This is a genomic window from Mucilaginibacter lappiensis (assembly GCF_900155965.1).
GTDB lineage: Bacteria > Bacteroidota > Bacteroidia > Sphingobacteriales > Sphingobacteriaceae > Mucilaginibacter > Mucilaginibacter lappiensis.
The window spans coordinates 54,931-67,671 of the sequence record NZ_FTMG01000024.1 but is presented as its reverse complement, the minus strand read 5'-3'; the positions used below and the strand labels follow the sequence as shown (position 1 = coordinate 67,671).

At 40.4% G+C, this 12,741-nt stretch carries 10 protein-coding genes; 2 read left to right on the top strand and 8 right to left on the bottom strand.

The genetic code is table 11. From position 1 onward, the window contains the following. Window positions 1-208: 208 nt before the first annotated feature. Window positions 209-355, bottom strand: coding sequence for a hypothetical protein (locus tag BW976_RS29625; RefSeq protein WP_175614197.1), 147 nt, complete (start codon window positions 353-355; stop codon window positions 209-211). Window positions 356-444: 89 nt separating this feature from the next. Here BW976_RS29625 and BW976_RS27590 point away from each other — a divergent pair, with 89 nt between their 5' ends. Further along, the gene (locus BW976_RS27590) at window positions 445-648 is read left to right on the top strand and encodes a hypothetical protein (protein ID WP_076378696.1); all 204 of its coding nucleotides are present in this window, start codon (window positions 445-447) and stop codon (window positions 646-648) included. A 38-nt stretch (window positions 649-686) separates the two neighbouring features. Here the strand turns inward: BW976_RS27590 and BW976_RS27585 are convergent, their stop codons facing one another. Continuing rightward, the gene (locus BW976_RS27585) at window positions 687-1,859 is read right to left on the bottom strand and encodes an FAD-dependent monooxygenase (RefSeq protein ID WP_076378694.1); all 1,173 of its coding nucleotides are present in this window, start codon (window positions 1,857-1,859) and stop codon (window positions 687-689) included. Between the two features lie 161 nt (window positions 1,860-2,020). Between BW976_RS27585 and BW976_RS27580 the strand changes: the two genes are divergently transcribed. Further along, complete coding sequence (locus BW976_RS27580; RefSeq protein WP_076378692.1) at window positions 2,021-2,446, top strand: winged helix-turn-helix transcriptional regulator; 426 nt, start codon at window positions 2,021-2,023, stop codon at window positions 2,444-2,446. A gap of 579 nt (window positions 2,447-3,025) precedes the next feature. Here the strand turns inward: BW976_RS27580 and BW976_RS27575 are convergent. The 6 genes from BW976_RS27575 to BW976_RS27550 all read right to left on the bottom strand — a co-directional run bounded on the left by BW976_RS27575 (window position 3,026) and on the right by BW976_RS27550 (window position 12,636). Further along, a complete protein-coding gene (locus BW976_RS27575; protein ID WP_076378690.1) occupies window positions 3,026-4,384 on the bottom strand; it encodes an MGH1-like glycoside hydrolase domain-containing protein in 1,359 nt (452 codons plus the stop codon). Window positions 4,385-4,518: 134 nt separating this feature from the next. Then, on the bottom strand, window positions 4,519-5,589 hold the full coding sequence (locus BW976_RS27570; protein ID WP_076378688.1) for a glycoside hydrolase family 53 protein: 1,071 nt from the start codon (window positions 5,587-5,589) through the stop codon (window positions 4,519-4,521). Window positions 5,590-5,904: 315 nt separating this feature from the next. Next, complete coding sequence (locus BW976_RS27565; RefSeq protein ID WP_217696305.1) at window positions 5,905-7,416, bottom strand: RagB/SusD family nutrient uptake outer membrane protein; 1,512 nt, start codon at window positions 7,414-7,416, stop codon at window positions 5,905-5,907. A gap of 25 nt (window positions 7,417-7,441) precedes the next feature. Beyond that, on the bottom strand, window positions 7,442-10,774 hold the full coding sequence (locus BW976_RS27560) for a TonB-dependent receptor (protein WP_175614196.1): 3,333 nt from the start codon (window positions 10,772-10,774) through the stop codon (window positions 7,442-7,444). A 206-nt stretch (window positions 10,775-10,980) separates the two neighbouring features. After that, entirely contained in the window at window positions 10,981-12,030 is a 1,050-nt protein-coding gene (locus BW976_RS27555) for a FecR family protein (RefSeq protein ID WP_076378684.1), read from the bottom strand. Between the two features lie 75 nt (window positions 12,031-12,105). Continuing rightward, window positions 12,106-12,636: an RNA polymerase sigma-70 factor gene (locus BW976_RS27550; RefSeq protein ID WP_175614195.1), complete on the bottom strand. Its 531-nt coding sequence runs from the start codon at window positions 12,634-12,636 to the stop codon at window positions 12,106-12,108. Window positions 12,637-12,741 lie beyond the last annotated feature (105 nt).

Genomic DNA, 12,741 nt, shown 5'->3' with positions numbered 1-12,741 from the left:
CCGATGGTACTGCGGTAAAACGTGGGAGAGTAGGTCGGTGCCCAATCTTAAATCAAGCCCTTGCTGAGTAATCAGTCAAGGGCTTTTTTGTGTTTGAAATGTTTCATACATGATTTTACTTTGCATTGCTGGGTAATAAAATAGCCACCCGGCGTTGTTTATATATATTATTATTATGAAATCGGTTAAGTTTTTAGGCAGGTTAAGCCTAGTGTTGCTCATCTTCTTTGCTTTGCAGGGCGAGGTAGTGTAGCGCTATGTTGATCTTTTCCAGGGAAAACTTGAGCATCGTGCAGCCGTACCCAAAAAGACCGCCGAACGTCAGCAACTCATCAAGCTGCTGTGCTATACTCAAAATTTTTTACCGGTAACCTTCCACCGGAAGCCTTTTTGAATTTCCTGTTTCCTTAAGATCGTTACCTGATCATCCAATCAGGTTTATTCATGGTAGAAGGAAAATTACAGATTGAAGGCGAGGTGATCCACTTGGTGGCCAAACGCTGCTTTAACCTGAATAGCCTGCTGCGTGGTTTAACCATATACAATCTGGATGATCTGCCGCTGTTAGCCCTGGCGCGGGCAGATGAAACTACAGTGCCCAGTCCTGATAGCCGGGAGGTTTTTCATAAGGGAAGAAATTTTAGATGATATATAATGAATGGTGGGTGAAGGCTTTCTTAATGATTTTACTTCAAGTTTTTTGACCATAACCCAATCATTCCATTAGCTGATTTCTCATAATCCGTAGATTTTGCTATATCATTTCTTTTTAAGCAAAACGCTTCTTGGGTATTAAATAGTGATAAGGCAAATTCACGTGCTGAGATGGTAATTACTGTTGTTTTCTCAAAACGGATATTTTGATATGCATCAAAAACCTCAGGCAGCGTAGGGAACGCAGCCATTGCCTCGGATAGATGCCACCCGTCTTCCATCGCTTGACAAGCGCCCTGCCCGGAAGTGGGCAAAGAAGCGTGGGCAGCATCACCTAATAAACAAACTCTATTCCTAAACCAACTAGGATTGGGATTATGATCAAAAACAGGAATTCGTTTAATATTTTGATTTTGCGTATCTTTTATTACTCTTCTAATTAATGCCGGCCAGTTATTGAATATATTCAATAGTTCCTCTTTATCTGTCTCAGCTGTATTTACGCTATTTAGAGACAACACCTTACAGCCTGCCCAATACACCTTATATTTACTAATGGGTACAATTCCAAATCTCGCGCCACAGCCCCAGTAATCAAGTACATTATTCTCTATCGGTAAAGGATTATCGCTTTCAAGAATTCCGACCCAATTGATATAATTTTGATAAATGGGGTTATTTTCTTTTTGTACATATTTTCTGGCTATAGAATTCATTCTACCATCAGCACCAATAACAATGTCTGCTTCGACCTTTGAACCATCTTCAAATCTTAAAAAATATTTTTCCAGACTATTATCTTCTATATCAATAACGGAATGATTATTTCGTATTATTACCCCCAACTCATTTGCTTTATATTGTAAAAATTGTTGGAATTCAGCCTGACTTACAGCATAGCTCGGATAGCCAATACCCTGATCAATTTTTGTGATATCAACGGCTCCTAAATATTCTCCCTGGTCTGTCCAGCGTTGCATTTGTTTCAATCTTCCCCCCAACTTAGCAACCCCCTCTAAAAGTGCCAGTTTATTCAAAATCCAACTGGCATTTGCCCATACCACAAAACCAGCACCAATAGATTGTGCTTCCGTTCTGCGCTCAAATATTTGTATGTTATTGAAACCTTTTTGTTTTAATGAAATGGCACACACTAATCCACCTATGCCACCACCAATAATTGTGATTTTTGATTCTCTGTTCATAATTACAGCTTTAAGATCCAATATCGTAGACAGCCACTATTATGCCGCAGATACTTTGAAAATTCATTTCAATCTTTATAGATTTATTATTATTTTTAATTTCAAATTGCAAGCAATAATAATAAATACTTTTAAAATGCAAGCAATAAATTTTAAATATTATGACATTAAGTTTCAGATCTAATTGCGCAATCAGTTCTGCATTAGATTTAATAGGGGATAAATGGTCGCTATTAATTCTGCGTGATATGATGTTCTTTGGTAAAAAAACTTTCAGCGAATTCGCTGCTTCCGAGGAAAAAATTGCAACGAATATTTTGTCTGACAGACTTTCAAATCTGGAAAGGGCCAGTATAATTAAAAAGGGGAAGCTTCCTAACAACAAAAAAACTAACATATATTCTCTAACTCCCAAAGGCATAACTTTTTTACCCAGCTTGATTGAAGTGATTTTATGGAGCGATAGAAATTTAGCTGAACATATCACACCGGAAAATAAATTGTTAGCGGATACAATTAAAAAGGACAAATATTCTTTTACGGAAACGATGTATGCTAAACTGGAAAAAGAGATAATTATCAAATAAAATTAAATAGTATCTAACCATCATAATGGTGCACAGGAACAGTTACTGAAACAATAAATCAACTGTGTTCCGTTGGAATGAACAAGCTTGGAGATCATGTAAACCAGACCACCTGACTAGGTTACAGATTTATTCAAAATAGACGGGTCTAATAAATGTTGGAAAAAAAAGCGTAAATATAGCCCGCAATAGAGATTGTGATATTCAATAGTAATATACTTTTATTTAGTGGTTAACATTTGCACCCCCAGAAATAAATATAGCACTCTTTAATTCGGGTATATTTGTTTATGTCAGCTTCAAGCTACAGTCAAATCAGACCTAAATGAAAATATTAGCTAAAAACATCTTAGCAGGCATGCTGATTAGTTTGTCTTTTTCCAAATCGTTTGCACAGGAAAAGATTGTCTCCGAAAAGGGGCTGAAATACCATTATTCAGACAATTGGTGATATTCATGATAAATTTTTATAACCAATATTTTGGTTACATCATAATTGAGTTTAAACCCGGACGTTCCCATCCGGTGAAAACAAGGAAACTTCAGGGTAACAAAATCACTAGATTATGGAGCTACCTATCAAAATTCCTTTACGGTTTTTTGGCCTGTTAACTGATCGATCATATTTAATACCAGATAATTCCAGTTTTGGAAGCCTTTATTCATGATAGGGGCGCCGGTATCAGGATCGTAATATTCATGCAAAGCCCCTTCTTTTTTGAAATCGTCGCCGAACAACGTAATAGTCTTGTAGGCTAATGCTATGGCTTCTTTTTTATATCCGTATTTCAGCAAGCCACGGTAGGTCATATAATTGGATATACCCCATATCGGGCCCCACCAGTTAGATGGATTACTGCTGGCTTTGAGGCTATACATTTTTTCAAGCTTGGATAAGGTGCGTATGCCATATTTTGCATTGAATGTACGTTTGTCGAGGTAATTTTCGACAACCATTCTTTTGGCCTGTTCGGGCGTAGCGATACCGGCCCACATGGTCATAAAACCAGACCAAACGCCTATGCGCTGGATTAAACCGGAGTAGGTGCGAGGCATCCCCTGATGTAAAACAAACGGGTGTCCGAAAACAATTGACGGTTCATTGGTAATGGGCCGCAGGTTCAGGTCAACGGAATAATAAAAGCCGTCTTTTTCATCCCAGCAGTTATGTTGGATAGCAGACTTCAGCGCTTCAGCATCCTGTTCATAATGAGTACCGGCGCCTTTCAGCTTCAGACAATCTGATAAATAGGCCATCGCTTTCAATTCCTTATACATCAAACAATTCAAGAAAATGGAAGCTGAACTACGCTTGGGACGGAAAAAGGTAGAGGGATCATTGTCTACGCCGATAGCAAGATCATCCTGCCAAAAGAAAAGCCCTGTTTCCAGGTTCCGATGGTGTGTTTGGTAGTTTTTGATAAAGGCTTGCATAAAACTGAATTTTTCACGCAACCATTCCGCATCACCGTTATTGAGTTTGGTCAAAAACGCGGCATGTTGCGCGATTACGGGTTTATGCATGTTCGTGCTGTAAATATCTGCCGGCTTAATTTTCGCGGGTTCTGAACTCATATCGATTTCAATCGGCATATATCCATCAGTATCGGTATATGCTAGATAATTGAGGACGCAGCCCTGCTCGTAAGGCAAAGCATCGCGCTTATCACTTACCGTTCCCGCATCCTGCAATATCTGTTGAAGGGCAATATCACTTAACCAGGAATCCCAATCCCAAAGGACGTTTGCATAGGATTTGCTTCCGGGCGTGATAAAAGGGTGAAGCAAGACGCCCGTTGGTTGTTTGAGCATTTGTTTATAGTCCTGAGATACATACTTTTTAATCACTTTGATATTTTCAGCGATGCTGTCAGGCAATTGTGCTAATGATGATCCTGCGGAAAAAATCAGCAGAAAGACGATTAGGGTTTTTCTCATATTGGTTTATCCAATCCGTTGTAGATGTTTAAATGTAAACAATAAGCTTTAGGCATGCATCATGCACTGTCTTGGCAGTTGACTGAACGGGTTTACCTTGAAACCAGTTGGTGTTAAATGAACTTATAACGGCTTTAATGAATAAATGCATCTAAGGCCACAGTTGGTTGCATTGTCGTTGGGTCCCAGGCACCCATAGTATAAGATGTAAATGGTGAATATCCTTCAGGTTCCCAATAAAATACACCTAACCCGGTACCACTGGGCAGGTTATTTTGCAGATAGTTAATATAAGTAGTTATAACCGACTTTGTATCAACCGCCTTTGTCTCCGGCCCTCCGACCTCAACAATCATTACCGGTTTACCATACCTGGCTTGTATAGTTGCAAAATTTGGCGCGATATTAGGTGCATCAGTTTTACTTGCATATGATGAAAAACCACAGACATCCCATTTGCCACCATTGGCTTGATAAGTATCGAACCATGATTCAATACTGGCGAGATTTTGCGGTTTAGCTAAATGAATGATGACAAGTGTTGACGGGAACACTTCTTTTACCATGTCATAAGCGGCATTTAGTAAACCTGTCATTTGTACTGGGTTATGAGCAATACTACCCGTATAACCACAAATACCCAGGTTTTCTTCATTGCCTATTTGCACCCAGTCTGGCGTAACACCATTATATTTCAAATCATTCATGAAATGATATACATAATTATACATAGCCGATTGCATTTGGGTGTAGGTCATGGTCGCCCATGCTGCTGGCGGAACCTGGCTGCCCACACTGTTCCAGGTATCTCCAAAGTGAAAATCTATATCAACTTTTAAACCTGCTGCTTTACATCGCTTCGCCATGGCAACAGTTTCAGTTTCGCTGCAATGCCCATTTACAGGATCAGACGACGGATTAACCCAGGTACGCAACCTCGCCGCGTTAATACCCTTCTCTTTTAAAATTGTCAGGCAATCCTCTTGCACGCCGCTGCTATTTTTAAAAATGTAACCATTCGCTTCCATCTGCGGGAGCCAGCTTACATCTGCCCCATAGGCAAATGTTGAACTGGTTGCATCTGTTGTTAATGACTTTATTACATTAGGCGTTATAGCGGGCTTTGCCGATGATATTGATTTTTCTTTTATGCATCCAAAAGTTAAAACAAGTGCTATACCACTTGTAAAGAATAGAGTTTTCATAAAAATTTTAGTTTAATTGTTGGTTTATGTAACTTAAATTAAGCCGTATACAGAAGCTCATGTTGTTCGTTCAGGCTAATCTTTTATGCGAATCACCTTATTTAAAATAAAAAAGCTGACCCGCCTTCTGGTTTGGCTTTAAAACAAAGTCGGCTGCTAAAGAGGAGGTAAGGCAAGCGGTGTACAGGTAGTTTTGATACACCGCTTTACTTATCGCACCTTTATGAAGACAGGTTTCAAATTTGTTCAAAACCATATCCTGCAATCTATTTATTTCGTAAGCATTGATCTTCCCAATGCTTGTACATGACTTTTTTAATATCCCGGATTTTGGGTCAATTTGGGATTAAGGCTTATTTCTCTGTTCGGTATTGGGAAGATCAGCCTGAAGGCCTGCACATTGTACGATACAGGAGACGGCACTATACCTTGTGGATAGTAATATGCCGCGGGGTTAGCTTTTACCTTCACGCCCTGGGCGTTCATGACCGTAATTGCCCTGTCTGTCCGAACCAAATCGAGCCATCGCTTGTTTTCACCGGCAAATTCTACCTGGCGCTCATGTTCAATAGCTAACCTTACAGAAGCCTGATCTGTAACCGTAATAGGGGTTAAGCCGGCCCTTGCTCTCACCTGGGTGATGTACGGAATTGCTTCACCCGTCTTTCCCTGTTCATTTAACGCCTCCGCTAAAAACAATAAAACTTCCGAATAACGATAAACCGGCCAGTTATCGTTGGTTATTGGAAATACCGCTGCTCCATGTACATATTTCTTCAAATAAGGATAGGTCGTATTGCTGACTGTAACCGTTGCAATTGTTGCCTCCTTCCTTTTATCGCCGGTTTCGTATGCAGCGATAAGGTCAGGTGTAGGCGTATTCCAACCGCCTGAGCTTCCGTTCGTTGCGCTGCTCGGGAAGCCGGGAATTACGCCAGGATCAGCCAAGGTCGGTAGAAAAAGGTAGGCAAAAACACTATAAACCCCTGCGGAAGCATTATCGCTATATTGAACCTCAAATATGGATTCGGAATTGTTTTTGTTTGCCGGGCTAAAAACCTGTGCATAATCGCTAACCAGGCTATAACCACCCGAACTGACAATAGATTTCAGAAGTGTTTCTGCTTTAGCCCAATCCTTGGTGACCATGTAAACGTTGGCCAGCAACATATTTGCCGCGCCTGAAGTGGCTCTTCCGGCCTGCTGAACAGATTTGGCTGGCAAAAGGGCTGCTGCGGTTGTGGCATCGGCAAGGATCTGATTATAAACAGTCGCTTTAGCTGTTCGCGGAGTCTGGGTTTCAGCATAGGTTGTTACAGGGGTCAATTGTAAAGGCACATCACCAAAATACTGTACTAAATCAAAGTATGCTAATGCCCTTAAAAATAAGGACTCTCCTTTAAAAATATTCTTGGAGCTATCGCTAAAGGTTACACTTTCCAGGCTTTTTAATACTTGGTTCGCTCGGCCGATAATCACATAATCACTGGTATACTTTGATTGCGTTGCAATCTGTGAGGTATTATCTATAAACTCATCAACGTCAGTACGTCCAAGCTGCCCTCCATCTTTCGTGTTAAAGATAAAAACCGTATTATCGGATCTCATTTCACCCATGATCCAGGCACCGTAACCTGGAAGGGCCGTATTGCCATAAACTCCCTGTAAAGCAGCATATACCCCTATATTTGCCTGAGTAAAATCGCTTTCGGTTTTGTAAAAATTGGTCGCACTTATATTGCTTATCGGAGTCAGATTCAGGAAATCTTTCTTGCAACTGGTAATAGTTAATAATATTACCGATGCTGCTATTATATATTTTCTCATGATTGCTTTCATATTAATATCAATCTTAAAAGTTAAAATTTGCACCAAAGGTGAATGTTCTTGGAACCGGGTAGGTTGCATAATCATTACCCAGGTTCAAAACAGACGCTTGATCGCCGGTGCTGGTTCCGCCAACTTCAGGATTGATCCCCGGGTATTTGGTAAATACAAATAGTTGCTGGCCACTGGCATAGAATCTGATTGAACGGATGTATTTATTCTGTTTCAATGGTATGGTGTACCCAAGTGATATATTTTTCACAGTCAGAAAGCTTGCACCGTTGATATATCTCGTGCTAAACGTCCTGTCAAAACCGGATACGCCCGACCCCGCAGAACCGTAAAAACCAGCTCCTGGGTCCGATGGGGATTTCCAGCGGTTTGCGACCGCTTTGTAAACATTAAACACACCGTCGATGTTACCTGCGAATTCCAACATCCGATTGGCAATTTGATCGCCGTATTGCCCGGCCATAACAATGGACAGATCGAAATTTTTGTAAGAAAAGTTATTCGTAATACCATATACAAATTTGGGGGTCGGGTCTCCGATGATCGCCTTGTCATTATTATCAAAGGTGACTGTTCCGTCACCATTTACATCTTTAAACCTTGCTGTACCTACCGCAGCCCCTATGTATTGCGGATACTTTTGAAGATCAGCCTGTGTATAGTTCAACCCCTCGAATACAAAACCATAGAGTTGGCCTATGGGTTTGCCAACTTCCGTGATCGTATTATCTCCGTATATGGCTGCATTGGCTGTGCCCAATTGTAATACCTTGTTTCTGTTAAAGGAAATATTAAAATTCGTGCTCCATTTAAATTTATCAACCATATTCTGGGTGGTTATTGAAAATTCATGTCCCCAGAACTTGATCTTGCCGATATTGGTAATCAGGCTGCTGAATCCAGATGAGCTAGGAACATCTACGGAATAAAGCAAATTATTAGTATTTCGGCTATAATAATCATAAGTGAAGGAAATCCGGTCGTTCAGAAAGCCGAACTCGGCTCCGACATCCACTGTAGTTGACTTTTCCCACCCTAATTGATTGTTAGCCAAACTTGTGGCACTTCTTCCGCTGACTACGTTGCCGTCAAGTACGTAGTTTGTAGAACTCACATTGGCATATTGGGTATAATTCCCGATGTTATTGTTACCGGTACTTCCATAACTTCCACGGAGTTTAAAAAAAGAGACCAGTGGGATACTTTCCATGAACTTTTCTTTGGTCACGATCCAGCCTACTGAAGCCGATGGAAAGTTTCCGTATTTGTTATCAGAGCCAAATCTTGAGGACCCATCCCGTCTGATCGAACCGGATACCAGGTATTTACCAGCAAAATCATAATTCAACCTCCCGATATACGACACAAGAGACCATTCCTGAACATCGCTGGTAGTTATGGTGGTTTTCGCGGCATTCAAAGTTTGCACCAGGTCATCAGGAAAATCTGAAGCATTGGTAATACTCGATTGCAGGCGATATTTTTGCGCTGTAAAACCAGCGAGGACATCAAAATGATGTTGACCCAGATCTTTCTTGTAGGTCAGGATGTTTTCTGTTAACCAGGTATAATATAACTGATTCTGGTTAACTGCTGTGATCGGTTGCGGCGGAGCTGCAAATAGCTTACCCGCAGTAGAGGGGTTGAAATTATTGAAAAGCGTTTGATTTAAATCAATGTTGATCGATGATTTATAGGTCAGATCCTTTATTGGAGTTATTTCTATGTAAGCATTTGACAATACCCGGTTAACTGTAGTGGCCCGTTTTACAACATTTAAAACATTATACCAGTTCGGGTTAGGGAAAAGCCCGGGACCTGTTGCCGTCAGTGGAATTGAACCGTCGGCATTTTTATAAGGTGCCAGGGGGGTAGTTAATATAGCCCCCTCTATAATACTTGGCTGATTATACCAGACACCATCAGCCTGCGGTGAATGTGAAACAGATACAGAAGGTGCTGCATTGAAACCGATCTTGATGAAATCATTCAACTGATAATCCGTATTTGATCGGAGTGAGTATCTTTTATAATTTGAATTGAGTAGCACGCCGTCCTGGTTAAAATACCCAACTGTGACACTGGAATTTGTTTTGTCTTTACTGCTGGCAACCGTGACGCTGTAATTCTGGATCTGCGCATTCCTGAATAAAATATCATACCAGTTCGTGCCTTCTCCATACTGCGACGGATTGGCATAAACAGGATCAATCGTTTGACCCTTTTGTTCCGCAATTTCTTTTTGATATTGAGCAAACTCCTGTGCATCCATCATTTGGGGCCTGCCTTTTTGCGGAAGCGACTGTACTCCGGCATACGCATTCAGACTGACTACCGATTGTCCTTTTTTTGCATGCTTTGTAGTTAATAACACTACACCATTGGTAGCCCGTGACCCGTATAAAGCAGTAGCCGCAGCATCTTTCAGAATGGAAATATTTTCAATTTCATCCGGATTGATATTGCTGATATCTCCTTCAATAGGTAAACCATCTACAACGTATAAAGGATTGGTGCCAGCTGAAATGGAGCCGGCACCTCTGATCCGCACTGACATACCCGCACCTGGCGTTCCTGTCGTTTGGGTGATCTGCACTCCCGATAGCTTTCCCTGAAGCTTTTGCGTCAACTGGGCAACAGGTTCGTCCTGCAGTTCCTTTGCATTCAAACTTTGAACGGCACCCGTGTTGTTCTTGCGTGTACTGGTGCCGTAAGCCACGACCACTACCTCGTTCAGAGCCTTGGATTCCTCAACTAACTTAATGTCGAGGATGGTATTGTTTCCTACAGGAACCTCCTGTGCAGTGAATCCTATGTAAGTAAATACTAACACCGCGTTCTCGTCCTTAACGCTGATCTGAAATTTACCACCAGCGTCCGTTGTTGTCGCATTGTGTGTGCCTTTTTCCAAGACACTCACGCCAGTCAATTCTTCGCCTTTTGCGTTTTTTACTGTTCCTCTGATTGATTTAATTTCCTGATCAGGCTGAACCAAAAGCTCCGGTTGGTCTATGGCACCTGTTTCATCTTTTTTCTTAGTCACTAAAATATAATCGTTGACATATTCATATTTCAGGCCAAGGGACTTGAATAATTTATCTAAAATGAGGTGTAACTCTTTATTGTTTTCCCGCAGTGTTAACTTTCGGGTGGCCTTGATAATCTCGGGACTGTAAATAAACTTCACATGGGCCGCATGCGACAATTTATCAAAGGCATAGGTTACATCCCGGTTTTTAATATCCACAGTTATTTTTCTGTTAAGCACTTCCTGACCTACAGAAATTCCTGCATGGGCACAAAGGGCAAACATTAAAATAATCGCAGGTATAATCGAAATTTTCATTATAGCAATAGCTAATGAAAAAGGTAATCCTTTTTTCATATTTTTACTTGGTTTGATTCGGTTCGTAATTGGATTAAACAATCCGCAACTTTTTTGATCGGAATTGCGGTTCTTTCTAAGGCAGTTAATGTTGGTTCATTAGCTGTCTTTTTTACAAGCGTCATTTTATTTTCATGTTTCTCCTTTTCTTTTAATTTCTTAATTGGTTAATTACAGCCATTTGAAGTAATTATTATATCACCGTTATTGGCTTCGTAACGAGCATCGATGGCACTACATATCAGCATTAGTTTTTTGTCGAAAGTTTCATTCCCCATCTGAGCTGTGACCGAACACGTGCGCAGTTTTTCGTCGTCATAGATAATCTTAATGCCGTATGCCTGTTCAAGTTTTTTGAAAACAACAGCTGCTGGTGTGGCGTCAAAATCAAAGTAATTGGCTTTGTTTTTTTGAAGAATATTCGGGTTTTTAGTAATTTTTTTAACAAGCTGCTGCTGTCTATTTAAAGCAACCAGCTGGTTGGGTGTAATAATGATGCCGTCATTTAGATCGGGTGCCTCGTTTTGAGCAACGAAGTTGGATTTTTTGAAAACGGATACTTTTCCTGTTTTGACTGTTACGGTTGCGGACGTATCATTATGTGCATTGTTAACAAGAAAGCTGGTTCCCAAAACCTTAGTCACCAGTCGCTCTGTATAAACTAAGAAAGGTTTTGTGTGATCCTTAGTCACTTGGAAGAAGCCCGAACCTATTAAATAAATCTCCCTCTTGCTAGTGGAAAACGTCCTGCTATAACCAATTTTACCGCCTTGGCCTAAAATAATATAGCTGCCATCGGAAAGAATAATTTTTTTGTCGCCTTTTGTCTGGTTAACGCAAATAATAAAATTTTGAGGATCTCTTTTAGCAACCTCAGTGATTAAATCATCCGGGTTGCGCTGGTATAACCAATAGGAACAAGTAATGACAAATGCAATAAGAAAGCTGGCCGCTATCAACGGCCATGCTTTTTTCCGAAATGGATTTAGGATATGTCCATCTTGTTTTACGGAAAACCCTTCGGGTTCCTTTAATGAACGTTTTAATTTATTGAGGACTTCTGTTTCAAGTAAATCAATATCCGCCAATTGCTCATTGTCCACAATATTCCGGTCTTCCAACTTCTGATAGATTTTGATTAACAGTTCTTTTTCCTTTTCGGAAGCATTTCCTGCTAAATACCTATCCAATAACTTTATGAATTCTTTTCTGATCACAATTGGCCCTTTATTACTAAGGGTAAAAAAGGGTGGGGTATGTCCTAGTCTAAAAAAAATTTATTTTAATATGGTTTATTTAAATATCAGGAGGAAGATCACAAAATACAGCTGTTGAATATTGACGCGTAGTTCTTGTAATGCCCGTGTCAGATGATTTCGAACGGTTTTAGTAGAAATCGCTAGTTTCCCGGCTATCTCTTTGTGCGATAGATGTTCGTTCCTGCTCAATATATATACCTCCTTGCACTTTGGAGGAAGTGCACTTACGAATGATGCAATTTGGAGTTCCAATTCTTTTTGCTCTAGTGAATCAATGTCAACGGACATGGGCAGTGCATTGACGATCTCGTCAATAATCGGTTCGTAGCGTTTGCAGTCTCTTATCTTGCGATATACTTCGTAGCGGACTGCGGCTGCCGCATAATTATAAAGACCTGTGGTAATGCTTAGCTGCGCTCTGTTACTCCATATCTTTATTAGAACATCCTGTACAATATCCTTGCAGGATTCCTCGTCTTTCAATATTTTGTAAGCAGACAAGTATAACTTTTTCCAGTATAGTTCATAAAGCATGATCATGGCTATGTCATCATTCTTTTTCAAGTTCATTATGACAATTGAATCGGCATGACCATTTTCGTTTTTCATGGATTTATTTAAGAAATTGTTACCTGGTTTGTTAGTTTATAGAACTGGTATCCTAATGTG